Genomic DNA, 26,967 nt, shown 5'->3' on the forward strand with positions numbered 1-26,967 from the left:
CAGAGCCTTTGATATCTAAAATGTAATATGTAACATTACGCAATACAGGTGCTGCTGGGCACAAAATATAATTTTATTATGGGTATTAAATGATTAAAAGCTTTAGAAACAAGGGGCTCAAGGAGCTATTTGTGAAAGGCAACACCTCTAAGTTGCCACAGGAAAGGATCAAAAAAGTCCGGAAAATACTGGGCGTTTTGCATGCGGCGCATGAATTGAGAGACTTAAATATTCCCGCATTTCGTTTGCATAAATTGAAAGCACCTCCCTACAAGGGGTTTTGGTCTATTGATGTTACTGGGAATTATCGTTTGATATTTCGGTTTGAAGGAGGTCATATATTTGACCTGGACTATTTGGATACACATTAAAATGAACAAAGAAATGCAAGATTTAATGCAACATGATCCTCCTCATCCAGGGGAGATTTTATTTGAGTTTTATTTGGAGCCTCTTGGCCTTTCAGTCACTGAGGCTGCGAAAAAGTTGCTTATTTCCAGGCCTAACTTATCTGCTATTATTAATGGAAGGGCCGGAGTTAGCCCATTGATGGCGTTGAAATTATCAAAGGCATTTGATACATCTCCTCAGTATTGGCTAAACCTTCAGACAAATTATGATTTGTGGCTGGCATCCAGTGATGATAAAATGTTAAAAGGTATTTCTTCTCTGGTTTAGACTTAATAGAAGTTAAGTGACGGATTAATTTTATTTTACAGACTCTACCCCTTCGGAGATATATCTGCATTTTTGGAATGCAGTTTTCACCAAATCAAAGAAATCTTTCTTATACGCTTCCTGGATTTAACCCGAATTTTCACGGCAATAGACAGCTGAATTTCAAAGCCTGTTATACAGCAGCAGCGGATCCTGTTTCAGTAGTTTTTTCAGGGCTTCATAAAGCACGGAGTTGTATTGACGGAAATCTTCCGGACACTCAAAAAACAGCTCCACAGCCACAGCAAAAAACTCATAAGAGTTGGTGGCTCCATAGGCACGGAAGATACTTGCCTCGTTGCCCTTTATATTTTGGATTTCTTTTTCAGAAAGCTTTTGCCAGTGTACTATGGCGTCAGGGTCCAAAAAATCATACTCCCGATTCATCACCACATTTTCCAGCTGCAGGGCATGTGCCATTTCATGCAGCCCAAGGTTTACTCCTTCTGAGGTTGCGTACCCTTCCACAAAGTGTTTCCATGAAAGTACTATGGCTTTGGCTTTAGGGTTTACCTCACCTTTGTGGTATCGCTGGCCGGAGTTACTAAAAAACTGGTCCGGATAGACAATGATATACCTGAAATAGCTAAGAAACACCTTTGGAAACCCGAAGGTCAACTGGATAGCCGATGCAGCTATAAGCACTTTCATCTCATTGGAGACCACTTCCATCTGGCGAGGCACAAAGTCCTTGATACGGATAAACTTTGCAACCCGATATTCAAAGATCTTTTTGGATTTGGGAGGCAGAAACTGGTAATACTTAAAGTACTTCTCCAGGATTTTAACTTGCCGGGTATTGAGTCCGGCAGTAATACTCCAATGAGCAAACTTCTCCTGGTCTACGTACTTCTGAAAGTACCAGACAACCGGGATAACGACCAAAAGTATCGCCCAAACCACCTGGCTTAGATTTTCTTAAGGAGTTTTTTTAAGCTGACTTTTTCTTCCAGTGTTTGTAATAGTTCAGGCACAGATACACGTTGCTGTTCCATGCTATCACGCTCCCTGATCGTGACGGTGTTGTCTTCCAGCGTCTGATGGTCAATCGTAATGCAATAAGGAGTGCCAATGGCATCCTGTCTTCTATATCGCTTACCGATGGCATCTTTTACATCATATTGAGCATTGAAATCAAGCTTTACTTCTCGCATGATCTCTTTAGCTTTTTCCGGTAGACCGTCTTTATTAAGCAGGGGCAATACTGCTACTTTTACCGGAGCAAGTACAGGAGGTATTTTCAATACGGTTCGCTCACTGCCGTCTGCCAATTTTTCTTCGGTGTAGGCTGCAGACATCACGGCAAGGAACATCCGGTCCAGTCCTATGGAAGTTTCTACTACATAGGGGGTGTAACTTTCGTTATCCTGCGTATCAAAATACTTCAGTTTCTTTCCGGAGTATTTTTCATGAGCTCCCAGGTCAAAGTCAGTTCGCGAGTGAATGCCTTCCAGCTCTTTGAAGCCCATAGGGAAGTTAAACTCAATATCGCAGGCAGCATTGGCATAGTGAGCGAGGTTGAGGTGGTCGTGGAAACGATAATTCTCTTCTCCCAGACCCAATGCCTTATGCCAGGCGATGCGCTTTAGTTTCCAGTGCTCATACCATTCCATCTCTTCTCCCGGCTTCACAAAAAATTGCATTTCCATTTGCTCAAACTCACGCATACGGAAGATAAACTGACGGGCTATGATCTCGTTTCTGAACGCTTTACCAATCTGTGCGATACCAAAAGGAGGTTTCATCCGGCTAGTCTTCTGCACATTCAGATAGTTGACAAAAATACCCTGGGCTGTCTCAGGTCTCAGGTAGATTTTCCCGGACTCACCGGCCACTGATCCCAGCTCTGTGGAAAACATCAAGTTAAACTGACGCACATCAGTCCAGTCTCTGGAGCCAGACACCGGGTCCGCTATTTCCAGATCAACAATAAGCTGTTTTAGCGCTGGCAGGTCACCTTTTTCGATCGCGTTTTTCATACGATCCTCTATCTCTTCGATCTGACCTTTGTACTTCAGCACCCGATCATTTGTGGTGACAAATTGCTCTTCATCAAAGGAATCCCCAAACCGCTTTGCAGCTTTCGTTACCTCCTTATCTATCTTCCCCTGAACCTTGGCTATCTGATCTTCGATCAGCACGTCTGCCCTGTATCTCTTTTTGGAGTCTTTATTATCTATCAGTGGGTCATTGAAAGCATCCACGTGACCGGAAGCTTTCCAGGTGGTGGGATGCATAAATATCGCCGCATCGATACCAACTATATTTTCATTGAGGCGAACCATAGCCTTCCACCAGTATTCCTTGATGTTATTTTTAAGCTCCACACCGTATGGGCCGTAATCATAAGTGGCTCCCAGTCCGTCATAAATCTCACTGGATGGATAAATAAAACCGTATTCCTTGCAGTGCGAGGCTATATTTTTTAAGGTTACCGAGTCGTCTGAATTTGCCATAGCCGCAAATATAAAATTTTGAACATCTTAAAGCAGAAAAAATATCCATTTGCAGAATGGAACAATTTGTCATTTTTATTACTAAGCGTCTATTTACCAGATCTGATCCTTCTCATTACTCGTAAATAATTTGTAAATTATTAGATGGTATGAGTAAAAACCTGAATTTAATTTTATGGCTATCCATTGCATTGCTTATTAGCTGCACACCGACCAGCTCTCAGGGTTTGGATACCCAACCCGTAAGTCATCAGGGATTTACGGAATTACTAAAAAAGCATGTGGACGAAAATGGGATGGTGGATTATGTCGGCTTCAAGAAGGATCGGGCGGCGCTGGCTGATTACCTGAACCTGTTGCGCGACAACCCTCCAAATGATAAAAACTGGTCCAGGAATGATCAGATTGCCTATTGGATCAATGCCTACAATGCCTTTACCATAGATCTGATTTTGCAGCATTATCCTTTGGAAAGCATTAAAGATATTGGCAGTTTCATTCAAATACCCTTTGTCAACACGCCCTGGGATATAAAATTTATAAAGATCGGGAATGAAGAATACGACCTGAATAACATTGAACACGGCATTTTAAGAAAGAAATGGGAGGAACCACGGATTCATTTTGCGGTAAACTGTGCTTCTTTTTCCTGCCCGAGATTGCGTAATGAAGCTTATGAGGGTGATAAGCTCGACGAGCAATTAAATGCACAGGCGATTGCGTTTATCAATAATGATGCACTCAATGACATCAGTGCTGAGAAATCGTCACTATCAAAAATCTTCGATTGGTACGGTGGGGATTTTAAGAAGGTAATGTCGTTGAAAGATTACATCAATCAGTACGCTGATGAGCTGATGACTGAAAAGACAAAAGTCTCTTATAAGAAGTACAACTGGGCTTTAAATGAGCAGGATTAATTTTTACTTCGTTGGACGTTTTCCCACTCCCAGGCACTTCGGAGCATTTCTTTCAGATCGTACTCGGGAGACCATCCTAATTTTTCTTTAGCCAGGGTGATATCTGCGTATACGGCCTCTACATCCCCCTGTCTTTTTTCTGTTACCTCATAGGGTATCTCAATGCCTGTGGCTTCTTTAAAAGCATGGATCATTTCCAGAACGGAAGATCCGTTGCCCGAGCCGAGATTAAACACCTCGAAGTTGCTCTCCACCTTACCATGTACCAGCCGGTCCACTGCATTGACATGAGCCCGGGCAATATCTACCACATGGATATAGTCCCGGATGCACGAGCCGTCCCGGGTATTGTAATCTCCACCAAAAATCCGCAGTTGTTTCCGCTTTCCAATGGCTGTTTCAGTAATGTAAGGGACCAAATGATGCGGTTCTCCATGCTGAACCTCACCAATTTTAACACTTTTATGCGCTCCTATAGGATTAAAATACCTAAGGGAAATGGCATTTAGTCCATAGGCATTACAACTGTCTCTGATGATCTCCTCACCAATTTTTTTGGTGTTGCCGTAAGGAGATTGAGCAGGCTTTACAGATTCGTTTTCCTTCACCGGAAGGGTTTCCGGATTTCCATAAACTGTACAGGAAGAAGAAAAAACCAGGTTTTTATGGCTTGCACCTTTCAGGACAGAAAGCAGATTATTAGTAGATGCAAGGTTATTCTGGTAGTATTTCAGCGGATCCTCCACGGATTCTCCCACCAGCAAAACAGCTGCAAAGTGAATAACACCTTCTATTTCAGGGAACTCTTCGAATACGGCTTCCATCTCATTGAGATTGCACATCTCTATCTTCCTGAAAACCGGTTTTGACCCAATAATCTCTGAAACGGAGTCTAAAACCTCCGGAGTAGAGTTGGAGAGATTATCAATAATGATCGGCTCATACCCTGCATTGAATAACTCCACTACAGCATGTGAGCCAATATAACCAAGCCCCCCGGTAACTAAAACCTGTTTCTTAGGCATTTATCACCTTTCTACCGATGCTGTAATAGGCAAAGCCCAGTTCTTCCATCTGGGAGAGTTCATATAGATTTCTACCATCAAAGATGACCTTGTTTTTAAGAGAACTGGTCATCTTATCAAATTCCGGTGTTCGGAATACAGGCCACTCGGTCATGATCATCAGAGCGTCAGCATCCTTCAGGGCATCGTACTCATCTTCTGCAAAGTAGATATTATCGCCAAAGATCTCTTTGACATTTTCCATCGCCTCAGGATCATAAGCTTTCACCTTTGCACCCAGGCTCAATAGTTTGGTGATGTTTTCTAACGCCGGAGCTTCCCTGATATCGTCTGTGTATGGTTTGAAGGCAAGCCCCCATATGGCAATCGTTTTTCCTTTCAGGTCGCCATTAAAATATTTTTTGACCGGATCGATAAGTTTCTCTTTCTGCTTATCGTTCACATCCATTACCGAGTTCAGTATCTTGAAGTCATAGTTCACTTCGTTGGCAGATTTAGCTAATGCCTGTACATCCTTAGGGAAGCAGCTCCCCCCATAGCCGATACCTGCAAACAGGAACCGCTTACCAATTCGCGTATCTGTTCCCACGCCTTTTCTTACCATATCCACATCTGCGTCAAGCAACTCGCACATATTTGCAATCTCATTCATAAAGGTGATTTTGGTAGCAAGGAATGAGTTTGCTGCATATTTTGTCAGCTCGGCAGACTTCACATCCATAAAGATGATAGGGTTGCCCTGGCGTACAAATGGAGCGTAAAGCTTCTCCATTACTTTTTTGGCTTTATCTGAAGCAGCGCCGATCACTACCCGATCTGGCTTCATGAAGTCGTCAACGGCAACTCCTTCCCTGAGAAACTCGGGGTTGGATACGACATCAAAATCCACCCTGGCATTTTTTGCAATAGCAGCAGTTACCTTATCAGCTGTACCTACCGGCACTGTGCTTTTATCTACTATTACTGTGTAATCTTCCAGGATGGGTCCCAGATCTTCTGCTACCTTCAGCACATACTTCAGGTCTGCAGATCCGTCCTCACCCGGAGGTGTTGGCAAGGCCAGGAAAATAATCTTTGCACCCTTAATTCCTTCTTTAAGGTTTGTGGTGAAATCCAGCCTTCCCTGCCGTATGTTCCGCTCAAACAGCACCTCAAGGCCTGGCTCATAAATGGTGATCTGTTTGTTTTTGAGTTTTGCGACCTTTTTTTCATCTATGTCTACACAGGTCACGTGATTTCCTGTTTCTGAAAAACAAGTACCTGTAACCAACCCTACATATCCTGTTCCGACTACTGCTATTTTCATAATACTATAAAATGCTTGGTTTGATAAGGGGGCAAAAGTAGTTTTTTTGCCTGATAAAAACGCTAAAATAATGGTTAGATGTAAATGTCCAACCCTTTACAAAACACTTACGTTAGATTGTTATTTTTGTAAGTAAACATTATTACCCAAAAACAACATGCAAACAGTTACCCAGGACCCGCTGATCACCCAGCGGGAAGAAAACATCCGAATGATCGCAGATATGGTGCGGGATTTTGGAGAGAAAGAAATAGAGCCCCATAAAATGAAGTGGGATGAGTCCCAGGAGTTTCCAAAGCCGCTATTTAAAAAATTAGGTGAACTAGGATTGATGGGGGTATTTATCCCTCAGGAATACGGAGGTGCAGGCTTCGGCTACCATGAGTATGTCACAGCCATTATTGAGCTTGGCAAACTTGATGGGTCCATTGGATTGTCGATGGCTGCTCACAACAGTTTATGTTCCGGTCACATTTTACAGCATGGCTCTGAGACTCAAAAAGCAAAATACCTACCGAAACTGGCTACCGGAGAGTGGCTGGGAGCCTGGGGGCTTACCGAACCCAATACCGGGTCGGATGCGGCTAATATGAAGACCACTGCAGTAAAGGATGGTAATGAGTGGGTCCTGAATGGCGCAAAAAACTTCATCACTCACGGTATATCCGGAGATGTGGCAGTGGTGATTGCCCGTACAGGAGAATCCGGAGAAAACCGGAATGCATCCGCCTTTATTGTAGAGCGAGGCACGAGGGGCTTTTCAGGAGGCAGGAAAGAAAATAAACTTGGGATGCGCTGTTCTGAGACAGCAGAAATGATCTTTGAGGATTGTCGTATCCCGGAAGAGAACCTCATTGGAGAAGTAGGTGAAGGTTTTATTCAGTCGCTGAAGGTACTTGATGGAGGTCGGATCTCCATTGCAGCGCTTAGTTGTGGAATGGCCGAAGGAGCCCTGGAAGTAGCGGTCAGGTATTCCAAAGAGCGGGAGCAATTTGGTAAACCCATTTCCAGCTATCAGGGCATATCCTTCAAGCTGGCAGAGATGGCTACCAAAGTTGAAGCTGCTAAGCTCCTGACTTTCCAGGCAGCTGAGCTGAAAAACCTGGGTAAGCCCGTGACCAAAGCCTCATCCATGGCTAAGCTTTATGCATCTGAGATCTCAGTAGAGTGTGGGAACGAGGCTGTGCAGATCTTTGGCGGCTATGGGTACACTAAAGACTATCCTGCAGAGAAGTACTACAGGGATGCCAAGCTTTGCACTATCGGTGAAGGAACCTCGGAGATTCAGAAACTGGTAATTTCCAGAGAACTATTGAAGTAAATTTTTGAAGCTTAACATTTTTCTTCTATTTTTGCAGGCTCAAAATAAGTTTTACCATGATTATAGTAAACGTCAAAGAAAACGAATCAATTGACAAGGCTTTAAAAAGGTTTAAAAAGAAGTTTGAAAAAACCGGTACACTCAGGGAGCTGAGAGATCGGACTTACTTCACTAAGCCTTCAGTGAGAAGACGAACTGAGGTCATCAAAGCTCAGTATCGTCAGTACATGCAAGAGCAAGAAAATAAGTAATCTCTTTTTAGGGATAAATCGACATAAATCGTTAAGTTAGTATTCCTCCTGAAGTGAGGAATGCTAACTATATGATTGAGTCCTTCCTTAAATATCTCGAGTACGAAAAACGTTTTAGTCCGCACACCATTTCAGCGTACCGTCGAGATTTAGATCAGCTACGACATTTCCTTTCAGACACTTTTGAGATCACCTCTTTTGAAGAGGTGAAGCATCCTCATTTACGCTCCTGGATTGTTTCATTAGTGGAGACGGAGGTTTCCCCGAAAACCGTAAACCGTAAGATTGCCACACTTAAGTCCTTTTTTAAGTTTTTGCTGGCCAGAGAGTACGTAGACCAAAATCCTGCCAGCAGGCTCAAACCTATGAAGGTGGAGAAAAAACTCCCCAGCTTTGTCAGAGAAAATGAGATAACCATTTTGCTCGATAAGCTGGAGTTTCCACAGGACCTCTCAGGCCGGAGAGACAAGCTCGTGCTTGAATTATTGTACGGAACGGGCATAAGGCTTGCAGAACTTATCGGACTTAAAGATTTGGATATCAATCATTACCAGCAGTCCATAAAAGTTTTAGGAAAAAGAAATAAGGAAAGAGTTATACCAATTTCCAAATCGCTCGTTAAAGTAATTAAAGAATATCAGCAGAAAAGAAATACAGCCGGACTCTCAAACGGCCATTTGCTGGTGACAGAAAGCGGAGAAAAGTTATATCCTATGATGGTATACCGAACGGTGAAAAAATACCTGGATCAGGTGACAACAATTACGAAAAGAAGCCCTCATGTACTCCGACATACATTTGCAACGCATTTACTTAACAAGGGTGCGGATTTAAATGCCGTAAAAGATCTTTTGGGGCACACTAGTCTTGCAGCAACGCAGGTCTATACCCACAATTCAATGGAAAAGCTGAAGGCTGTGTTTGATCAAGCACACCCCAAGGCTTGAATGGTTTAATTATAAAAATGACAGTCATGAAACTACAAATGCATTCTATCCATTTTGACGCTGACCAGAAGCTGGTTGATTTCATTCAGAAAAAAGCGGATAAACTGGACACATTTTATGATCGAATAATAGATGGAGAGGTGTTTATGCGTCTTGATAAGGATGATGCGAACGAAAACAAAGTGATTGAAATTAAAATGAACATCCCGGGCAATCAGCTTTTTGCTAAAGAGAAATCCAGGTCTTTTGAGGCCGCTGCTGATGAAGCGGTGGAAGCACTGAGAAGACAACTGAAGAAGCATAAAGAAAAGCTGTATGCCGTTAAGTAAAAGTTATAATTTCCTGAAAAAAGACCGGCGAACACCGGTCTTTTTTTATTCCTCAAAAGCCCAGTCTATTCCGGTCTTCAGGTCTTTTACGACTATTCCTTCGGCTTTCAGTTTTGCCCGTAGGTCATCTACTTTATCATAGTCCTTAGCCTCTTTTGCCGCTCGGTATTCATCCAGAATAACATCCAGGAGATGTTCACTCGAAACAGATGACTCCAGCCTGAGACCAAGCACATTCTCGGTAAAAGAGATAAAGGTTTCCTTCATCCGGTTAAAAGTTTGCCTGCCAATTTCTTCTGGCTTCAACTGGCCTGTTTGTATGGAGTTGACCTTTTTTACCAGATTAAAAAGATGACCAATTGTCAGTGCGGTATTGAAATCATCATTCATGGCATGATAGCAATTGTCGCAGATCTTGTTGATCTGATCAGCCTGCTTCTCATTGATTTCCTCAGCGGCTCCTTCGGGGTATTCAAGGCATTTAATGAGCCTCAATCCATTGGCAAGCTTTATATATCCTTTTTGAGCGGCATTGAGGGCCTCATTTGAGAAGTCGAGTGTGCTGGCGTAATGCGACTGAAGCATGAAAAAGCGGATAGTCATAGGGCTGTATCCCCGCTCCAGCAATTCATGATTGCCGCTGATCAGTTGCTCAGGTAAAAAGGAGTTGCCAAGAGATTTGCTCATCTTTTGACCATTTACTGTGAGCATATTGGTGTGCATCCAGTATTTTGCTCCCTCTTTACCTGTTGAGCCGGCATTTTGGGCTATTTCACATTCATGATGGGGAAATTTAAGGTCCATCCCACCACCGTGTATATCAAATTCTTCTCCCAGATACTTAGTGCTCATCACAGAGCATTCCAGGTGCCAGCCGGGAAACCCGTCACTCCACCTTGTTTTCCAACGCATGATGTGCTCAGGGGCGGCTTTTTTCCACAGTGCAAAGTCCAGGGGATTGCGTTTATCTGACTGCCCGTCCAACTCCCTGGTTTGATTCAGGAGGTCTTCGGTTTTGCGCCCGCTTAACTTTCCATAGTGGAATTTTTCATTGTATTTAGTGATATCAAAATAAACAGAGCCATTTGACTCATAGGCATATCCGTTTTTCAGTAACTCCTCGATCATAGCCAGGAGCTCCATAAGGTGACCCGTGGCTGATGGCTCAATGTCCGGCGGAAGCGCATTAAAGGTCTCCATAACCTTGTGAAAATCGTTGGCATATTTCTGCACGATCTCCATAGGCTCCAGATTTTCCAGCTTGGCTTTTTTGGAGATCTTGTCCTCACCACTGTCCAGCAGATGGCCCACATCAGTGATATTGCGGACGTATCTCACTTTGTATCCGAGAAACTGCAGATACCGATAGATAACATCAAAAGACAAAAAAGTGCGCACATTACCCAGGTGCACATCACTGTAGACCGTGGGGCCACATACATATATACCTACATATGGTGGATTCAGCGGCTCAAAAACTTCTTTTTCTTTGGTGATTGAATTGACTATCCGGAGCTTACCGATCATGTTTCTTTTGTTGTAAATACCTAGTTATCACGAACTAGCAGGTAAAAAGTTTGTTTTTAAGCTAATTTGAAATGAGTATTTTTTCTGTTAGCTTTGCAGTGCAAATATAGAATTAAGGTTCGAGGGGACGCAAGTCCCCTCTTTTTATTCATAATAAAAATGACCGGGTTGCAGCAGTTGGTAGACGAAGTGAAGGAAATGGTGGAAGACATCATTTCATCAGACTCTTCACTGTTTTTAGTGGATGTAAAGCTCAAAGGAAATCCGGGCAATCAGCGGTTGATTGTCCTGCTGGATGGGGATCAGGGGGTGACCATCGACCGGTGCAGTAATACCAGCCGTCAGCTGGGTGAAAGAATAGAGGAAAAAGACCTCATTGAAGGCAAGTATTTTCTGGAAGTTTCTTCAGCTGGAGTAGATCACCCGCTGCAGTCTTTCAGGCAGTATAAAAAAAATGTGGGTCGTGGGCTTAAAGTTTCGAAGAAAGATGGCACAAAGGTGCAGGGTGAACTTAAAGCAGTAGAAAAGGAGTTGATTATACTTGAAGAGAAAAAAAAGGGACAAGTAGATCAGCACGAAATAAAATTTGAAGATATAGATAAATCAATAGTATTAGTTTCATTTAAATAATCGATGGATACTGGAATTTTAATTGATTCATTTGCGGATTTTGCCAGGGGCAAAAACATTGACCGTCCTACGATGATCAGGATACTGGAAGACGTATTCCGTACCATGATCCGTAAGAAGTTCAAGGTGGATGATAATTTTGATATCATCATCAACACGGATAAAGGAGACCTTGAAATCTGGAGATTCCGGGAAATTGTTGATGACAATTCAGAGGATATTTGGGATCATGATAAGATCAGCCTTTCAGAGGCAAGGAAGATAGAGCCTGATTTTGAGATCGGCGAGGAAGTATCCGAAGAGATTAAGCTCGAGGACTTTGGTCGCCGCGCGGTAATGACTGCTCGTCAGACATTGATCCAGAAAATAAAAGACCTGGAAAAAGATATTCTTTTTCAGAAATATAAGGATCTTGTAGGTGAGATCATTACCGGAGAGGTTTATCAGACTTTAAGCCGGGAGATCTTGCTGATTGATGGTGAAGGTAATGAACTTAATCTTCCCAAGAATGAACAGATCTCAAAAGACAGGTACCGTAAAGGTGATTCTGTACGGGCAATCGTTCATCGGGTAGAAATGGTGAATGGAAATCCTAAAATTATCCTCTCAAGGACTTCACCTACTTTTCTGGAGCGGTTGTTTGAAAGTGAAGTGCCAGAAGTATATGATGGGTTGATTACAATCAAAAAAGTCGTAAGGGAACCAGGCGAAAGAGCAAAGGTAGCTGTAGAATCTTACGATGATCGGATCGATCCTGTAGGAGCTTGTGTTGGTATGAAAGGGTCTCGTATCCATTCTATAGTTCGTGAATTACAAAATGAGAACATTGATGTTATTAACTTCACGGATAATATGGAGCTGTTCATTGCCAGGGCTCTGAGTCCGGCGAAGATCCAGAGCATGAAGATCAGCGAGGAGAAGGATCGGGTTTCGGTTTACCTTAAACCTGACCAGGTGTCGCTTGCGATAGGTAAAGGCGGACAAAATATCAAGCTGGCTTCTAAACTCGCCGGACTGGAGATTGATGTGTTCAGAGAACTGGATGGTGCTGAGGAAGAGGATGTGGACTTGGATGAATTTTCCGATGAAATAGAAAGCTGGGTGATTGATGAGCTCAAGCGCATTGGTCTGGATACGGCAAAAAGCGTCCTGACACTTTCTATGGAAGAGCTGACAAGAAGGACCGATTTGGAAGAGGAAACCATTCAGAATGTATTGAATATATTAAAACAAGAATTTGAATAAGCAGCCAATTCAATAAGAGGAGAATTTTTATATGGCAGAATATCGTTTAAGTCAAGTTGCTAGAAAATTAAATGTAGGTAGGGGTACAGTCCTTGATTTCCTTTCCAGTAAAGGATTTGAGGTGGACAGTAGCCCTAACTCTAAAATAACCCAGGAGCAGTTTGCACTGCTATCCAAGGAGTTTGCTTCCTCGGCGATGGAGAAAGAGGAGGCTTCCGGCTTGACGATAGGTAGTAAGCATTCGGATAATCTTGTCATCAAAGAGACAGGTGAAGAGAAGAAACCTACCGACGAAGAGGAAGAGATCCTCATTAAGGATAATAGTGCGAAAGAAGCACTGAAGAAGAAAGAGGAAGAGAAGGAAGATGCAGGAAAGATCATTGGCAGAAAGAAGCTGGATGGTCCGAAGGTGGTAGGTAAAATAGACCTTGAAAAAGGAAAGGAAAAACCGAAGCCTGCAGAGGAACCAAAGGAGGAAGAACCGAAGCAGGAAAAACCAAAAGAGGACGAACCGAAACCAGAGAAAAAAGAAGAGCCTGAAAAAGTAGAAGAAGAGAAACCTGCCAAGGCAGAAGAGGCTGAGCAAAAAGAGGCAGAGAAAAAAGAAGAGAAGGTAGAGGAGCCTAAAGCCAAAGAAGAACCGGCAAAACCAGAGGAAAAGAAAGAGGAGCCTAAGCAAAAGGAAGAAGCAAAACCCATTGCTGAGGAAAAAAGTCAGGATGAAAAGATCAAAGCTAAGGCCGACTCCCTCAAAGGGCTTACTGTAGTAGGTAAAATTGATTTACCGAAAGATGAAAAGAAAAAGGTCAAACCGGTAGCCTCTTCAGACGAGCAAAAGGAACGTAAGAAGAAACGACCGAGGAAACGGATCAGCAGCCCCGGCGACAATCGCGGACCTAGAGGTGACAGAAGAGGCGGTGGCGGTAGAAGAGATAACCGAAAGACCGAGGAGCTCTCCGATAAAGAAATTCAGGATAAAATTAAGGCCACACTTGCCAAACTCTCAGGAGGAAAACAGGGTGGAGGTTCAGGCCGATCCAAGTATAGAAAGGATAAACGATCAGCCAAAGCTGAAGCCGAAGAAGAAAGGCTGCAGCAGGAGCAGGATGATGCTAAAAAGCTGAAAGTAACTGAATTTATCTCTGCGAGCGACTTGGCTTCATTGATGAATGTTTCGGTTAATGATGTGATCTCTACCTGTATGTCTCTGGGGATGTTTGTTTCTATCAACCAGCGACTCGATGCTGAGTCCATTACCGTGATTGCAGATGAATTTGGCTATGACGTAGAGTTTACTTCAGAAGATGATGAAATCGAGATAGAAGAGGTAGATGATAAGGCAGAGGATTTGGAAGATAGGGCTCCGATTGTTACCATTATGGGGCACGTAGACCATGGTAAGACATCTCTACTCGACTTTATCCGGGACTCGAAAGTGACGGAAGGTGAAGCCGGAGGTATTACCCAGCACATTGGCGCTTATGATGTGGAGACGGAAAACGGAAAGCGAATTGCTTTTCTGGATACTCCCGGACACGAGGCCTTTACCGCTATGCGGGCCAGGGGTGCCAAGATCACGGATGTGGCCATCATTGTAGTGGCTGCTGATGATGCGGTCATGCCACAAACCAAAGAAGCTATAAACCACGCTCAGGTGGCAGGGGTGCCGATCATCATAGCTATCAATAAGGTGGATAAGCCAAATGCCAATCCGGATAAGATCAAAGAGGAACTATCCAACATCAACATCCTGGTAGAGGACTGGGGAGGAAAGTATCAATGTCAGCACGTTTCTGCAAAGTCTGGTGAAGGTATTGATGATCTGCTGGAAAAAGTATTGCTGGAAGCAGAGCTTTTGGAACTTAAGGCAAATGCTAATAAGCCAGCTGTTGGATCTGTGATAGAAGCTACGCTGGACAAAGGTAGGGGCTATGTGACCACTCTCATGGTACAGGCCGGTACAATGCGCGTGGGTGATGTGGTTCTGGCCGGATCCAATTTTGGTAAGGTCAAGGCTATGTTTGACCACCGTGGAAAGAAGATAAAAGAAGCAGGACCCTCCACGCCGGTTGCTATGCTTGGGTTAGACGGCGCTCCCCAGGCAGGAGATAAATTTAATGTGATGGACAGTGATCGCGAAGCACGTGAAATTGCTACCAAGCGAGAGCAGATCCAGCGAGAACAATCCATCAGGACCAAGAAACACATTACACTGGATGAAATTGGTCGTCGATTAGCGATCGGAAGCTTTAAAGAGCTTAACGTGATCGTGAAAGGTGATGTGGATGGATCTATAGAAGCCCTGGCTGATTCTTTATTGAAACTTTCTACAGAGGAGGTTCAGGTAAATATCATCCATAAGGCTGTAGGTCAGATCTCTGAGTCTGATGTACTGTTAGCGTCAGCTTCAGACGCGGTAATCGTAGGTTTCCAGGTACGTCCGTCAGCTAGTGCAAGGAGACTTGCCGAGCAGGAAGAGATCGAGATCAGGCTGTACTCCATTATTTATGATGCTATCAACGATGTGAAAGATGCGATGGAGGGTATGCTTGAGCCAACTTCCGAAGAGATCATCACTGGAAACATCGAAGTACGCGAAGTATTCAAGATCTCTAAAGTGGGTACTGTCGCCGGATGTTATGTAACAGATGGTACAGTGAAGCGATCTAATAAAGTACGACTGATCCGTAATGGTATCGTAGTATATGAAGGAGAGATCAATCAACTCAAGCGTTTCAAAGATGACGTAAATGAGGTGAAAAGCGGATATGAATGCGGAGTCTCTATTAAAAACTTCAACGATATCAAAGTAGGAGACATCATTGAAGGCTTTGAGGAGCGGGAAGTAAAACGAAAACTTTAAGATTGAAAAAAAATAGATAGTTGAAAAAAAGCGAGGCATCCTGTCTCGCTTTTTTTGTGGATAAAAGTCACTAACCTCCCTGATATAAATCACATCAATTATTTCGGATAAGTTTGTCCGAAATAAAAATTGGCCTTAATTTTACCTCATAATTAAAAAGCAATGTTTTCAAAAGCCTGCGAGTACGCATTAAAGATCATGATCTACCTGGCTACTGTAGAAGAGGAAGGCAGGCGTGCCGGGCTTAAGGACATAGCCGGAGCGATCAGCTCTCCGGAGGCTTTTACAGCAAAAATTTTACAGCAGCTGGTTAGAAATGATCTGTTGCTGTCATTAAGAGGCCCTAGCGGAGGGTTTCAACTACGTAAGGAGCGACCAATTACGCTACTTGAAGTAGTGGTGGCCATTGACGGTGAAGGGATCGTGAAAAACTGTGTGCTGGGATTGGAAAAGTGTTCGGACGTGCATCCATGTCCAGCTCATGATAAGTTTCTGGCTGTAAGAGACCATCTCACCGGCATCCTTGAGAGTACTACACTGGAAAACCTCAAGGGAGGTATCATCCAGGGCAATCGTTTTTTAAAAATGTAAAAAAATTTCAATTAATAACGGATAAAAAGATCCTAAAATCCTAATTAAATCATGAAAGACATAGCAAACACAAAAGTTGGCAAAATAGTGGCCTCCAATTTCAAGACGTCAAAAGTACTCACCTCCTTTGGGATAGACTTTTGCTGTAAGGGAGGCATCACGCTTGAAGAGGCCTGCAGAAGCAGGAATGTTGCAGTTGAGAAGGTAATTAGCGAGTTAGAGGAGTCATTCAAAGTAGCTGATGACTACAACTATGAGCAGATGGATCTCAACGAGTTGATCCATACAATTGTCAATGTGCATCATAAATATGTAGAGGCTACCATACCTGCCTTACGGACCTATCTGGATAAGCTTACTGAGGTTCATGGCGAGCGGCACGCTGAGTTATTTGAAATACGTGATCTTTTTTTCAATGCGTCAGATGCCCTTACAGTTCACATGAAGAAAGAAGAGCTTGTTCTCTTCCCCTATATACAAGCTATGGTGGAGTCCAGGGCGAGCAATTTCCCACTTTCTAAACCCCACTTTGGAGATATTAATAATCCCATTGCCATGATGGAGGAAGAGCATAGTGTAGAAGGAGAAAGGTTTCGGAAAATTGCCGAACTGAGTAAGAATTACCAGTGTCCTCCGGACGGTTGCCAGACCTACTGGGTAGCTTTTGCCTTGCTCAAAGAGTTTGAAGAGGATTTGCATAAGCACATTCATCTGGAAAACAATATTCTTTTTCCAAGAGCAAAACAGCTTTTCTCGGAATTTGGATTTTAACCTCGTCGGAGATGCTATCAGAAGTTAATACATCTAATGATGCCGTTGGGCTGACCTGATTAATACCTGAACACCCAAAGCTAAAAAACCTGAACATATGATTAAGGTCATTTTTTATGGACGCAAAGATCATGAATCAGACAGGCGCGTTTTTGAATTTTTGTCAATTGTAAAAATCATTATTATGAAAAATTTAATTCTAAGTCTCTTTTTGTTAGCTCTAATGCTATCCTCATGCGGTGGTGGCGGAAAGAGCAGAATTGATCAGATCAAAGAACAATCTAAAGTAGAACCTGCCGACCCATATGAAAACTGGCAGAACAATCAAGGAATAGGACCAATTGAGGCCTTCACTCTGGAAGCTGATGTGGATCAGACCCTGGCGACTAATGGCCAGGAAATTTTTGAGGCGAAGTGTACAGCTTGCCATAAGACTGACAAACGATTTATAGGCCCGTCACCAGCTGGAATTTTATCCAGGAGGACCCCTGCATGGACGATGAATATGATCCTGAATCCGGATGTAATGATCCAGCAAGATCCGATTGCGAAAAAGCTCCTTATGGAGTATAACGGGTCACCTATGGCCAATCAGAATTTGACTAAAGAGGAAGCAAGGGCAGTGCTGGAATATTTCAGAACACTCTAGAAACCTAAACCATAACTATCATGAGAAAGTGTATCAATGGATTACCTGTTATCTTTTTCAGCTTGCTACTGCTTACAGGCTGTGGCAATAAGCCTGGGGAAACCTCACAGCAAGCTACAGAAACAGTGCCGGCAAGTCACCCAAAAGGGCAGGCTTCGGTAGAAGATGATGTATCTGAAAAGAACATTTTGCAGGTGGCAGCTGGTTCGCAGGACCATACCACATTAGTGGCAGCGGTACAAGCTGCACAGATCGAGCATGTCCTGGTTAATGCAGGACCGCTCACCGTTTTTGCACCAAATAATGCGGCCTTTGATGCCCTGCCTGAAGGTACTGTAGAGGATCTTCTCAAACCAGAGAATAAGAGTCAACTGGCCACAATCCTTACAAGGCATGCTGCTCCGGGTTCATTTAACCTGGAAGCGCTTAAAAAAGAGGCCAGAAAAGGAAGAAAGATCTACATGGCTACCGGTGACTATCTGGAGGTAGAGGTAAACGGCGATCTGGTAAAAGTAGGTGGAGCCGAGATTCTGGCTACTATAGAAACTTCAAACGGAATCATCAATGTGGTAGATAAAGTAATTCTACCAAACTGACATACCTTAAATAAACAATTATGAGAACCTTATTTCAACTTTTTTCCGGTGTACTGATCATTGGAATGATATTGTCTTCCTGTGGGCAACAGGGAGGAAATAAATCCGGAGCGCTTGGTAATAACATTGCTGAGCGGGTATATGTGCCGCCGGGAGAGCATGATGAATATTACGCTTTTGTATCGGGTGGTTTCAGTGGCCAGCTGGCCATTCACGGCCTGCCTTCAGGCCGGTTGTTTAAAGTGATTCCTGTTTTTTCTGTAGACGCTGAAAAAGCCTATGGATTCAATGAGGAGACCAAACCTATGCTAAACACATCGTTTGGCTTTGTGCCCTGGGATGACGCTCACCACCCTGACCTTTCGCAGACCAACGGAGAAATAGATGGAAGATGGTGTTTTATCAATGGGAATAATACCCCGAGGATCGCGAGAATAAGCCTTTCTACATTTGAAACCGAAGAGATCATAGAATTGCCAAATAGCGCCGGTAATCACAGCTCTTCTTTCGTCACTGAGAATACTGAGTATGTAGTGGCCGGAACACGTTTTTCCGTACCTGTACCACAGCGTGATGTTTCTATCGATGAGTACAAAGGCACATTTAAGGGAGCTATTTCTTTCATAAAAGTTGATGATGAGTCCGGCCATATGAATCTGGAATTCCAGATTATGATGCCTGGTTTTGACTATGATCTGGCTCACCCTGGCCGAGGCGCGTCACATGGCTGGATGTTTTTCACCACCTACAATACGGAAGAGGCAAACACATTGCTGGAGGTTAATGCCTCACAAAATGATAAGGACTTTATTGCTGCAATAAACTGGAAGAAAGCTGAAGAACTTATAGCTGAGGGCAAATTTGAAACCATGCCGACAGAGTATGCTCATAACGTGTATGATGAGTCTACCCATTCGGCTACCTCCACTATGAAAAATGAGGTTCGCATAATCGATCCATCGAAGCATCCAGGTCTGGTTTACCTCCTGCCTACTCCCAAATCCCCGCACGGGTGTGATGTGGATCCTACCGGAGAATATATCATAGGAAGTGGTAAACTTTCTGCTTCACTCACAGCGCATTCATTCACTAAAATGCTTGATGCAATAGAGAATGAAAAGTTTGATGGCGATGTGTATGGGATTCCTATCCTCAACTACGATGATGTGGTGGGTGGAGTAGTGCAGCAGGCAGGTCTTGGGCCATTGCATACCGAATTTGATGGTAAAGGAAATGCATACACCACATTCTTTATTTCCTCAGAACTGGTCAAGTGGAAAGTAGGAACCTGGGAGGTGCTGGACAGAAAGCCTACGTATTATTCTGTGGGCCACCTGATGATCCCTGGCGGTAACTCCAGGAAACCATTTGGCAAGTATGCCCTGGCTATGAATAAGATCACCAAAGACAGATACCTACCCACAGGCCCTGAGCTCTGTCAGTCAGCGCAGCTTTATGATATCTCCGGAGAGAAAATGGAGCTCTTGCTGGATTTCCCAACGATCGGTGAGCCTCACTATGCAGCTGGTTGTCCGGCGGAATTGATCAAGTCCAATCAAAAGAAGATTTACAGGCTTGAAGATAATAAGCACCCTTATGCTGCCTTGAGTGAAAAGGACACGCGTGTAGAGCGGGATGGCAACGAGGTTCACATTTATATGACTACCATCAGAAGCCACTTTGCTCCTGATAATATAGAGGGAGTCAAGGTGGGTGACAAAGTATATTTCCATGTGACGAACCTGGAACAGGACTTTGATGTGCCGCACGGCATCAGTATGATCGGAGCTAATACTTCCGAGTTGCTGATTATGCCGGGTCAAACAGAGACGTTTGTGTGGGAGCCCAAAAAGCTTGGTGTCTGGCCATTTTATTGTACCGATTTCTGCTCAGCCTTACACCAGGAGATGCAGGGATATGTGCGAGTGTCAGCGCAAGGATCCGATGTTCCGCTGAAGTGGACCCTGGATGGCGAATGATCAGATTGCATCATTTACTGTGAGATAAATATTCTCAGTAATGATCTCCCGGATTGCCGGATTAGGTTGGTTGTTTGAAGAAAAGGCTGCCTCTCCCACGGGGCAGCCTTTGATAAAGTCAAATTCTCAAAATCATGAAGAAGTTATCTAAAATATACATGCTTGTAGGTGCGCTGCTACTCTGTGGTCTGTTTGTTGTTCCTATCTGGAATATCACACTGGAAGCACCTCAATATCCGGATTCTATCGGGATGGATATTCATATCAATAAGTTTAAAGGGACCGGAGAGAATGATATCAAGAACATAAACATTATGAATCATTATGTGGGTATGAAAGAGATTCCCGATCAGATCCCGGAGTTTGCTATTTTCCCGTATTTCGTAGGAGGGATTATTGTCCTGGGCGTGCTTTTTGCCTTTATTGGTAAGCGCTCCTTGTACATCACATGGTTTGTCCTGGTTGTGGTTTTAGGAAGTATAGCGATGTACGATTTCTACCAATGGGAGTACGATTACGGTCATAATCTGAAAGAAAATGCGGCCATAAAATTTACGGATGAGCATGGTCAGCCCATGAGTTACCAACCTCCGCTGATCGGCGCTAAAACCATCCTGAATTTCAGGGCGATCTCCATGCCGCGTATTGGTACCTTCTTACTTGTATTGGGCATGGCACTTTCTGTATTTGCTTTTTTCAGAGCCAGGAAAGAGGTATTTCCGCAAGCATTGCTACTACTTTGTTTGCTGCCATTATTCTCCTGTGAGGTAAAAGAGCAACCCATAGCTTATGGTGAAGAGGTCTGTGTTTTTTGTAACATGACCATAGTAGATCGTCAGCACGCCTCCCAACTGGTAACTGAGACAGGTAAAGCCTACAAGTATGATGCTATAGAGTGTATGCTCAACGATCTGAAAGAATGGGACCGGCCTGTTGTGGCTTTTTATCTCGTGGCAGACTATGCAAACCCTGGCAAACTTACCGATGCCTCTGAAGCCCATTTTCTGATCAGTGAAAAACTCCCCAGTCCTATGGGCGCTAATCTCACAGCATTTGCGGAAGAAAGAGCAAGAAGTGAAATCCACCAAAAGGCCGGAGGAACTACCCTTCAGTGGAAAGAACTGAGGCGACGATTTGAGTTACGGGAACTTGCAAAGCAATGAGGAAACCGGTAGTCGTCCGGGACATTCAAATGCAAGAAAAAGATACATGGGCCACAGGGATTAAATATTTTATCATGAGTATCAAAGGTTTTTCTGTCTTTCTTTTACTGGTGCTGCCGCCTGTATTGCAGGCCGGAACTCTGGAGGTCTGCCAGGACTGTGCCTATGGCGAGGTTTCCGCGGCACTGGCTGAGGCGGAAAACGGAGACACCATACTGGTAAAACCAGGAGTGTACAGATGTGAAAACCTGGAAATAACAAAAAAAGCAACACTGATCGGGGAGCCGGGAGCGGTACTGGATGGAAATGAAACAGGATATGTTTTAAAACTTCTGGCTGATGGCATTACCCTGTCAGGATTTGAGATCCGCAATACGCAAAAGAGCTATACCCGGGATTATGCGGCTGTTTACGTTTACAGGGCAGATAGCTTCCTGATTTCAGATAATAAAATCAGCGATTCATTCTTTGGGCTGCTTGTGGAGAAGAGCGGGCATGGTATAATCAAAAACAATAAAGTAGCCGGTACTTCCAGGCGGGAAGATGACTCAGGAAACGGAATCCATCTCTGGCATTGCAAAGATGTATTGGTCCATGGCAATGAGGTTTCCGGCATGCGGGACGGTATCTACCTGGAGTTTGTAGATGATAGCCACATTACCGGCAACTATACCTATGGAAACGTTCGGTATGGTTTGCATTTTATGTTTTCCAATCATGACGATTATGTGGGTAACACTTTTCAGAACAATGGTGCCGGTGTGGCGGTGATGTTTTCCAAATGGATCTTGATGAAAAACAATCATTTTCTGGAAAACTGGGGTACAGCCTCCTATGGCCTTTTACTCAAAGAGATCTATGACGGACAGGTCATAGGCAATCGTTTTGAAAAAAACACTACAGGAATATTTATCGACGGTTCTACCAGGATAGACTATTTGGAAAATACCATTAAACAAAACGGATGGGCCATAAAGGTTTCCGGTGGTTGCTATGCCAATCGGTTCTCCAGGAATAACTTCATCGGCAATTCATTTGAGGTATCATATAATTCCCGAATGAATGACAATGTCTTTGAAAACAACTACTGGAGTGATTATACAGGTTATGATCTGGATAAGGACGGGATAGGAGATGTGCCATACAGACCTGTCAAACTCTTTTCCTATGTGGTAAACCGCACGCCGGAGACGATCATTCTGCTGAGAAGTCTCTTTGTAGATATTATCAATTTTTCAGAACGTGTTTCGCCGGTTTTCACTCCGGACGACCTGGTAGATGATTCACCTTCTTTAACTGTATTTAAATGATCACGATCAGCCATTTGCGCAAATCTTTTGGGAAGCTTACCGTACTGGATGATGTAAGTTTTGATGTGAAGCGGGGCGGGATCTTCGCTGTGCTGGGGCCAAACGGATCCGGTAAGACGACCTTTCTTAAGATCATCCTGGGCATGGTGATCCCTGATAGTGGGGAAGTCCTCATTGATAAGAAGAGCATTATGGGAGGTTGGGGATACCGCAAGCAGATCGGTTACCTGCCTCAGATCGCGCGCTTCCCTGACAATCTGAAAGTAAAAGAGCTGATCGATATGATCCGGGACATCAAAGGGGAAAAGGCAAATCCTGAAAAGCTTATAGAACTGTTTAAGCTGGAGCAGTTTCTTGATAAGCGCCTCGGCAACTTATCCGGAGGGACTCGTCAGAAGGTAAATATTGTTTTGACCTTTATGTTTGATGCTCCGATCATCATCCTGGACGAGCCGACTGCCGGGCTGGACCCCGTTTCCCTGATAAAGCTTAAGGAGCTGCTGGTAAAAGCCAGAGAAGCCGGTAAAACGATCCTGATCACTTCGCACATTATGAGTCTGATGGAGGAGCTGGCAGACGAGATTATCTTCCTGCTGGAAGGGAAGGTTTATTTTCAGGGTACACTGCAGAGTCTCAGGGAAAAGACCAAAACGGAAGATCTGGAACATTCAATAGCCTCAATCCTGGAACCATGTTAAAAATCCTGAAATACTGTTTCGCGGACCTTATCAGGAGTAGATGGACCCTGATCTATTTTGGGTTTTACCTGATATTGGGATTCGCACTTCTGTTTCTGAACAACGACTTGTCCAAGGCTGTCATTACGCTGATGAATATTATCGTGGTGCTGACACCCATGATCGGGACCATTTTCGGGGTGATGTATTTTTACAACTCCAGGGAGTTTACAGAGCTGTTACTCGCACAGCCGATCAAGCGTTCGTGGATCTTTATGGGACAATATCTGGGTATTTCCGGATCATTGACGCTAAGCCTTCTTTTTGGACTGGGGATACCATTCATCTTCTACGGACTGTTCAAGTCTGGCGAGATCATCAATTTTTTGATGCTATTAGTGTCCGGAGGGTTACTCACATTCATTTTCGTAGCCCTGGCCATGTTAATTGCCCTGTCAAATTCCAATAAGCTGAAAGGCTTTGGCTATGCCATCCTTATGTGGTTGTTTTTTGCGGTGATCTATGACGGGATGATCATGATAGCGCTGATCATTTTCAGTGATTACCCGCTTGATACTTTTGCGCTTGGGGTCAGTCTCTTTAATCCCATTGATCTGTCGCGGATCATGATCCTCTTAAAGCTGGATATTTCTGCCCTGCTGGGTTATACGGGGGCTCTCTTCCAGAAATTTTTCGGGGGCTACCTGGGGATTTCTCTGTCGGGAGTGATGCTGATATTGTGGGTGCTGGCGCCCTTTTTACTGGCAAGACACCAGTTTGCCAAAAAAGATATGTAATCATCTGACCATTGACCATTAGCCATTGACCGCTGACCATTAACAGTCAAAAGCTAAGAGCTAAAGTCCAAAAGCCAAAAGCTAAACCATAGACAAAAGATTAAGGATTTATCATAATGAAGTCAAATGGTCAATAGCTAACAGCTAATGTTAGTAGGCAGTAAGCAATAGGCACAGACAATGAGTAATAGAGGCAAAAAAGACAATGAACAATAGATGTAAGACAATAACTAAGAGCCAATAGCTAAAAGCCAATTTTTAAGCACATGAAAAACACGTTCAGGCCATATTTCATATTCCCATTTTTCTTAGTGGCCCTGATATCAGGGATCCTGGGAGGATGGGTACGCATGGGCTGGGATATCAGCTTACCTGCAGCGGCCGGCCATCATGGTCTATTGATGACCGGAGGATTTATAGGTGGGTTGATCACCCTGGAGCGAACTATCACATCAAAAAATAGGTGGTGGCTGATTTTTCCTCTCCTTTGCGGCTTGTCTACGGTTCTCTTTCTGCTGGATCAGGAAAGGGCAGGTACTGTTTCACTGGTGCTGAGCTCTGCTGGACTGGTAGCTTTTTACTTTATGCAGACCATCAAGTATGAAGAGAGGTATTGGTACATACTCATGATCGGGGCTGTGTTTTGGCTGATAGGGAATTTCAAAGTACTTCAGTCCTCCTTTATTCCTGCTGCGATTAATTGGTGGGCAGGATTCATACTATTTACGATCGTGGGGGAGCGGCTGGAACTCACAAAGTTCCTACCCGTGCCATCAGAGGCAAAAAAAGTCTTTTGGGGGATGATCATCATTTGTATTTTAAGCTTGCTCCTTTCATTTCATGGCATTGGGAGCATCATTTATGGTGGCTGCGTCCTACTTATATCAGGGTGGCTGATCAGGTATGACGTAGCTCGCATTACTGCCATGAAAAAAGGTCACTATCAGTATATAGGGATCGGGATCCTGGTGGGGTACGGGTGGCTCATCTTTCATGGGATCATATCGTTATTTTTTGCTAACAGGCCCCTGCAGTATGACCTCTTCATTCATACCATCTTCCTGGGGTTTGCATTTTCTATGATCTGGGCTCATGCACCGCTGATCTTACCTGCTATTTTACGTTTGAAATATCGTCCTTTTCATCCCATCATCTGGCTTTTCTGGGGAATTTTCCAGCTGACTTTAGTAGGACGTATCCTCTTCAGCATGACAGGACAAATGGAGTTTCGGAAAATTCTGGGCGCACTTAATGGCGTGGCGATCCTCGTAATGTTTTTGGTGATGGGAGCTATTATCATATACAAAAGCTTATCTAACCACCCTGCCGAAATAAAAAGGTGATCAGGATTTCTCTGAGTTGTTTTGCTGATTTATTTCAATTAAATTGTACTTACCGACTATTTAATGAACATTAAGTTACCCGGGTTGTTGTAAATGACATAATGTGGGTGGATAAGTAGAGGCATTTGCGACCCTGCCTTTCAGAATACTCGTATCAATGAAAGACAAACACCTCGGATTACCCGTCCATGATCTGGCAATAGGATCTCAGTTTCACAATTCGTGGATGAAATCTGCGCTAGCCTTTTTTTTGCTTGCTGCCGTTTTAGGGACTATGATGCGGTATATCTATATAGCTGAAATTCCCTTCCTGGACTATAAACATATATTGCATGCCCATTCTCATGTGGCTTTGCTTGGGTGGGGCTATATGTTTGTTTCGGGCGCAATGCTCTTTCTCCTTAAGCAGAAATCACAGCAAAACAGAACTCTTCGGTTTCTTCTTACAGTCAATATTGTCGCTACCATTGGGATGGCTGCTTTCTTTCTCTACCAGGGATATGGGCCATACAGCATTGCCTTTTCTACTTTGCATCTGGCCTCTGTTTATGTTTTTGCTATTTCGTTTTTACGAAACCTGGATGAATCCAACCTGAATTCACATACCCGGTTTATTCGGTGGAGTGTCTATTGGCTGCTGGTTTCAACACTCGGACTTTGGGCCATTGCTCCCATCAGCGCTCTGCTGGGCAAGCTTCACCCATTGTACTACATGAGTATCCAGTTTTTTTTGCACTTTCAGTTCAACGGCTGGTTTACTTACGCAATTATCGGGTTATGGATCTATCACTTTTCAAAAGGTGAAAAAACCATACAGATACCCGGTTATGTATTTTGGTTACTTCAACTCTCCTTACTGTTGACGTATGCATTATCCGTGACGTGGAGCACCCCGCTCTCCATCATCTTTTACCTTAATACAGCTGGGGTCCTGATCAATGCAATTGCCTTTTTCCTGATCTTCAGGGAGATATTCAAAGTGTCAAATCCCTTTACACAACTGGTCCATTGGACAGACTGGCTTCTTGCTTTTGGTGTCCTGTGCCTGATTGTGAAAGTGATCGTACAGATGGCAGTTGCAATCCCCGCTGTGGCTACCATCTCTTACACCATAAGAAATTACGTGATAGGATTCATACACCTGATCATGCTGGGATCGATTTCACTCACAGGTGCATCATTGCTGCTAAAAAATGGACTGCTACCGGCTAATAAGGGTTCAAAGATCGGATGGATGATTATAGTCGCTGGATTTTTAGGAACAGAAATCATCCTTTTTGGACAGGGTACGCTCCTTTGGATGAAAAAAGGGTTCATTGATTACTATCATGAATTATTATTTGTGATCACGGCTTTGCTTCCTGTAGGCATTGGGGTTGTTCTCGGCGCTTACAGAAGGTCAGATAACAGAAATGAGCATAATGCTCAACCTACGCGGTCCGACCCAATTATTGAGCAACACCGGGACGCGCAGTCCAACTGATATGCCTGCCCGGCCGGGATTAATGTATGTACCAAATGTCAAATTTTGAGACTTTAAACAAATGAAACAGA

General features: G+C 43.7%; 26 protein-coding genes. 21 read left to right on the forward strand and 5 right to left on the reverse strand.

The window, feature by feature from the left end:
• Positions 1 to 89 precede the first annotated feature (89 nt).
• Complete coding sequence (locus AC3E9V_RS01680; RefSeq protein WP_488751447.1) at positions 90 to 371, forward strand: type II toxin-antitoxin system RelE/ParE family toxin; 282 nt, start codon at positions 90 to 92, stop codon at positions 369 to 371.
• A 1-nt stretch (position 372) separates the two neighbouring features.
• Complete coding sequence (locus AC3E9V_RS01685; protein ID WP_488751448.1) at positions 373 to 678, forward strand: HigA family addiction module antitoxin; 306 nt, start codon at positions 373 to 375, stop codon at positions 676 to 678.
• 162 nt (positions 679 to 840) lie between these two features.
• Here AC3E9V_RS01685 and AC3E9V_RS01690 read toward each other — a convergent pair whose 3' ends face one another.
• Both AC3E9V_RS01690 and AC3E9V_RS01695 read right to left on the reverse strand, forming a co-directional pair.
• Entirely contained in the window at positions 841 to 1,620 is a 780-nt protein-coding gene (locus AC3E9V_RS01690) for a zinc-dependent peptidase (RefSeq protein WP_488751449.1), read from the reverse strand.
• Positions 1,621 to 1,625: 5 nt separating this feature from the next.
• On the reverse strand, positions 1,626 to 3,173 hold the full coding sequence (locus tag AC3E9V_RS01695) for a glycine--tRNA ligase (protein ID WP_488751450.1): 1,548 nt from the start codon (positions 3,171 to 3,173) through the stop codon (positions 1,626 to 1,628).
• Positions 3,174 to 3,322: 149 nt separating this feature from the next.
• Here AC3E9V_RS01695 and AC3E9V_RS01700 point away from each other — a divergent pair, with 149 nt between their 5' ends.
• Positions 3,323 to 4,093, forward strand: coding sequence for a DUF547 domain-containing protein (locus AC3E9V_RS01700; protein ID WP_488751451.1), 771 nt, complete (start codon positions 3,323 to 3,325; stop codon positions 4,091 to 4,093).
• On the opposite strand, the gene galE is transcribed toward AC3E9V_RS01700, so the two are convergent.
• Entirely contained in the window at positions 4,090 to 5,118 is a 1,029-nt protein-coding gene (galE, locus tag AC3E9V_RS01705) for a UDP-glucose 4-epimerase GalE (protein ID WP_488751452.1), read from the reverse strand. The two genes, AC3E9V_RS01700 and galE, sit on opposite strands and share 4 nt — an antisense overlap.
• Entirely contained in the window at positions 5,111 to 6,424 is a 1,314-nt protein-coding gene (locus AC3E9V_RS01710) for a UDP-glucose dehydrogenase family protein (protein WP_488751453.1), read from the reverse strand. The genes galE and AC3E9V_RS01710 overlap by 8 nt, the downstream gene beginning before the upstream one ends.
• 157 nt (positions 6,425 to 6,581) lie before the next feature.
• Here AC3E9V_RS01710 and AC3E9V_RS01715 point away from each other — a divergent pair, with 157 nt between their 5' ends.
• The 4 genes from AC3E9V_RS01715 (at position 6,582) to hpf (ending at position 9,272) form a co-directional block, all read left to right on the forward strand.
• Positions 6,582 to 7,745 carry an acyl-CoA dehydrogenase family protein gene (locus AC3E9V_RS01715; RefSeq protein WP_488751454.1) on the forward strand — a complete coding sequence of 388 codons (1,164 nt, stop codon included), beginning with the start codon at positions 6,582 to 6,584 and terminating at the stop codon, positions 7,743 to 7,745.
• Between the two features lie 56 nt (positions 7,746 to 7,801).
• Positions 7,802 to 7,996, forward strand: a complete 195-nt coding sequence (gene rpsU, locus AC3E9V_RS01720; RefSeq protein WP_488751455.1) for a 30S ribosomal protein S21 — start codon at positions 7,802 to 7,804, stop codon at positions 7,994 to 7,996.
• Between the two features lie 71 nt (positions 7,997 to 8,067).
• Positions 8,068 to 8,943 carry a tyrosine-type recombinase/integrase gene (locus AC3E9V_RS01725; RefSeq protein ID WP_488751456.1) on the forward strand — a complete coding sequence of 292 codons (876 nt, stop codon included), beginning with the start codon at positions 8,068 to 8,070 and terminating at the stop codon, positions 8,941 to 8,943.
• A 26-nt stretch (positions 8,944 to 8,969) separates the two neighbouring features.
• Positions 8,970 to 9,272, forward strand: a complete 303-nt coding sequence (gene hpf, locus AC3E9V_RS01730) for a ribosome hibernation-promoting factor, HPF/YfiA family (protein ID WP_488751457.1) — start codon at positions 8,970 to 8,972, stop codon at positions 9,270 to 9,272.
• A 45-nt stretch (positions 9,273 to 9,317) separates the two neighbouring features.
• Here the strand turns inward: hpf and cysS are convergent, their stop codons facing one another.
• Positions 9,318 to 10,799, reverse strand: a complete 1,482-nt coding sequence (gene cysS, locus AC3E9V_RS01735; protein ID WP_488751458.1) for a cysteine--tRNA ligase — start codon at positions 10,797 to 10,799, stop codon at positions 9,318 to 9,320.
• A 159-nt stretch (positions 10,800 to 10,958) separates the two neighbouring features.
• On the opposite strand from cysS, the gene rimP reads away from it, so the two are divergent.
• The 14 genes from rimP (at position 10,959) to AC3E9V_RS01805 (ending at position 26,896) form a co-directional block, all read left to right on the forward strand.
• Positions 10,959 to 11,429 (forward strand): ribosome maturation factor RimP, encoded by a 471-nt coding sequence (gene rimP, locus AC3E9V_RS01740; RefSeq protein ID WP_488751459.1) that lies wholly within the window; start codon positions 10,959 to 10,961, stop codon positions 11,427 to 11,429.
• A 3-nt stretch (positions 11,430 to 11,432) separates the two neighbouring features.
• Positions 11,433 to 12,674: a transcription termination factor NusA gene (nusA, locus tag AC3E9V_RS01745; protein ID WP_488751460.1), complete on the forward strand. Its 1,242-nt coding sequence runs from the start codon at positions 11,433 to 11,435 to the stop codon at positions 12,672 to 12,674.
• A 31-nt stretch (positions 12,675 to 12,705) separates the two neighbouring features.
• Positions 12,706 to 15,537: a translation initiation factor IF-2 gene (gene infB, locus AC3E9V_RS01750; protein ID WP_488751461.1), complete on the forward strand. Its 2,832-nt coding sequence runs from the start codon at positions 12,706 to 12,708 to the stop codon at positions 15,535 to 15,537.
• 162 nt (positions 15,538 to 15,699) lie between these two features.
• Positions 15,700 to 16,128, forward strand: a complete 429-nt coding sequence (locus tag AC3E9V_RS01755; protein WP_488751462.1) for an RrF2 family transcriptional regulator — start codon at positions 15,700 to 15,702, stop codon at positions 16,126 to 16,128.
• A 51-nt stretch (positions 16,129 to 16,179) separates the two neighbouring features.
• Positions 16,180 to 16,899, forward strand: coding sequence for an iron-sulfur cluster repair di-iron protein (gene ric / locus AC3E9V_RS01760; RefSeq protein ID WP_488751463.1), 720 nt, complete (start codon positions 16,180 to 16,182; stop codon positions 16,897 to 16,899).
• Positions 16,900 to 17,083: 184 nt separating this feature from the next.
• The gene (locus AC3E9V_RS01765) at positions 17,084 to 17,548 is read left to right on the forward strand and encodes a c-type cytochrome (RefSeq protein ID WP_488751464.1); all 465 of its coding nucleotides are present in this window, start codon (positions 17,084 to 17,086) and stop codon (positions 17,546 to 17,548) included.
• Positions 17,549 to 17,568: 20 nt separating this feature from the next.
• Positions 17,569 to 18,144, forward strand: a complete 576-nt coding sequence (locus AC3E9V_RS01770) for a fasciclin domain-containing protein (protein ID WP_488751465.1) — start codon at positions 17,569 to 17,571, stop codon at positions 18,142 to 18,144.
• A gap of 20 nt (positions 18,145 to 18,164) precedes the next feature.
• Complete coding sequence (gene nosZ / locus AC3E9V_RS01775; protein ID WP_488751466.1) at positions 18,165 to 20,123, forward strand: Sec-dependent nitrous-oxide reductase; 1,959 nt, start codon at positions 18,165 to 18,167, stop codon at positions 20,121 to 20,123.
• A gap of 134 nt (positions 20,124 to 20,257) precedes the next feature.
• Complete coding sequence (locus AC3E9V_RS01780) at positions 20,258 to 21,286, forward strand: nitrous oxide reductase accessory protein NosL (RefSeq protein ID WP_488751467.1); 1,029 nt, start codon at positions 20,258 to 20,260, stop codon at positions 21,284 to 21,286.
• Between the two features lie 74 nt (positions 21,287 to 21,360).
• The gene (locus tag AC3E9V_RS01785; protein WP_488751468.1) at positions 21,361 to 22,596 is read left to right on the forward strand and encodes a nitrous oxide reductase family maturation protein NosD; all 1,236 of its coding nucleotides are present in this window, start codon (positions 21,361 to 21,363) and stop codon (positions 22,594 to 22,596) included.
• Complete coding sequence (locus AC3E9V_RS01790; protein ID WP_488751469.1) at positions 22,593 to 23,294, forward strand: ABC transporter ATP-binding protein; 702 nt, start codon at positions 22,593 to 22,595, stop codon at positions 23,292 to 23,294. The genes AC3E9V_RS01785 and AC3E9V_RS01790 overlap by 4 nt, the downstream gene beginning before the upstream one ends.
• The gene (locus AC3E9V_RS01795) at positions 23,288 to 24,070 is read left to right on the forward strand and encodes an ABC transporter permease (protein ID WP_488751470.1); all 783 of its coding nucleotides are present in this window, start codon (positions 23,288 to 23,290) and stop codon (positions 24,068 to 24,070) included. The genes AC3E9V_RS01790 and AC3E9V_RS01795 overlap by 7 nt, the downstream gene beginning before the upstream one ends.
• 266 nt (positions 24,071 to 24,336) lie before the next feature.
• A complete protein-coding gene (locus AC3E9V_RS01800; RefSeq protein WP_488751471.1) occupies positions 24,337 to 25,413 on the forward strand; it encodes a DUF8744 domain-containing protein in 1,077 nt (358 codons plus the stop codon).
• 157 nt (positions 25,414 to 25,570) lie between these two features.
• On the forward strand, positions 25,571 to 26,896 hold the full coding sequence (locus tag AC3E9V_RS01805; RefSeq protein ID WP_488751472.1) for a hypothetical protein: 1,326 nt from the start codon (positions 25,571 to 25,573) through the stop codon (positions 26,894 to 26,896).
• Positions 26,897 to 26,967: the final 71 nt, after the last annotated feature.

It is taken from the genome of Marinoscillum sp. HNIBRBA16962 (assembly GCF_057801515.1).

Coding starts and splice junctions, on each gene's coding strand:
- AC3E9V_RS01680 (WP_488751447.1), top strand. CDS start 90: ATGATTAAAAGCTTTAGAAACAAGGGGCTCAAGGAGCTATTTGTGAAA.
- AC3E9V_RS01685 (WP_488751448.1), top strand. CDS start 373: ATGAACAAAGAAATGCAAGATTTAATGCAACATGATCCTCCTCATCCA.
- AC3E9V_RS01695 (WP_488751450.1), bottom strand. CDS start 3,173: ATGGCAAATTCAGACGACTCGGTAACCTTAAAAAATATAGCCTCGCAC.
- AC3E9V_RS01700 (WP_488751451.1), top strand. CDS start 3,323: ATGAGTAAAAACCTGAATTTAATTTTATGGCTATCCATTGCATTGCTT.
- galE (WP_488751452.1), bottom strand. CDS start 5,118: ATGCCTAAGAAACAGGTTTTAGTTACCGGGGGGCTTGGTTATATTGGC.
- AC3E9V_RS01710 (WP_488751453.1), bottom strand. CDS start 6,424: ATGAAAATAGCAGTAGTCGGAACAGGATATGTAGGGTTGGTTACAGGT.
- AC3E9V_RS01715 (WP_488751454.1), top strand. CDS start 6,582: ATGCAAACAGTTACCCAGGACCCGCTGATCACCCAGCGGGAAGAAAAC.
- rpsU (WP_488751455.1), top strand. CDS start 7,802: ATGATTATAGTAAACGTCAAAGAAAACGAATCAATTGACAAGGCTTTA.
- AC3E9V_RS01725 (WP_488751456.1), top strand. CDS start 8,068: ATGATTGAGTCCTTCCTTAAATATCTCGAGTACGAAAAACGTTTTAGT.
- hpf (WP_488751457.1), top strand. CDS start 8,970: ATGAAACTACAAATGCATTCTATCCATTTTGACGCTGACCAGAAGCTG.
- cysS (WP_488751458.1), bottom strand. CDS start 10,799: ATGATCGGTAAGCTCCGGATAGTCAATTCAATCACCAAAGAAAAAGAA.
- rimP (WP_488751459.1), top strand. CDS start 10,959: ATGACCGGGTTGCAGCAGTTGGTAGACGAAGTGAAGGAAATGGTGGAA.
- nusA (WP_488751460.1), top strand. CDS start 11,433: ATGGATACTGGAATTTTAATTGATTCATTTGCGGATTTTGCCAGGGGC.
- infB (WP_488751461.1), top strand. CDS start 12,706: ATGGCAGAATATCGTTTAAGTCAAGTTGCTAGAAAATTAAATGTAGGT.
- AC3E9V_RS01755 (WP_488751462.1), top strand. CDS start 15,700: ATGTTTTCAAAAGCCTGCGAGTACGCATTAAAGATCATGATCTACCTG.
- ric (WP_488751463.1), top strand. CDS start 16,180: ATGAAAGACATAGCAAACACAAAAGTTGGCAAAATAGTGGCCTCCAAT.
- AC3E9V_RS01765 (WP_488751464.1), top strand. CDS start 17,084: ATGAAAAATTTAATTCTAAGTCTCTTTTTGTTAGCTCTAATGCTATCC.
- AC3E9V_RS01770 (WP_488751465.1), top strand. CDS start 17,569: ATGAGAAAGTGTATCAATGGATTACCTGTTATCTTTTTCAGCTTGCTA.
- nosZ (WP_488751466.1), top strand. CDS start 18,165: ATGAGAACCTTATTTCAACTTTTTTCCGGTGTACTGATCATTGGAATG.
- AC3E9V_RS01780 (WP_488751467.1), top strand. CDS start 20,258: ATGAAGAAGTTATCTAAAATATACATGCTTGTAGGTGCGCTGCTACTC.
- AC3E9V_RS01785 (WP_488751468.1), top strand. CDS start 21,361: ATGAGTATCAAAGGTTTTTCTGTCTTTCTTTTACTGGTGCTGCCGCCT.
- AC3E9V_RS01790 (WP_488751469.1), top strand. CDS start 22,593: ATGATCACGATCAGCCATTTGCGCAAATCTTTTGGGAAGCTTACCGTA.
- AC3E9V_RS01795 (WP_488751470.1), top strand. CDS start 23,288: ATGTTAAAAATCCTGAAATACTGTTTCGCGGACCTTATCAGGAGTAGA.
- AC3E9V_RS01800 (WP_488751471.1), top strand. CDS start 24,337: ATGAAAAACACGTTCAGGCCATATTTCATATTCCCATTTTTCTTAGTG.
- AC3E9V_RS01805 (WP_488751472.1), top strand. CDS start 25,571: ATGAAAGACAAACACCTCGGATTACCCGTCCATGATCTGGCAATAGGA.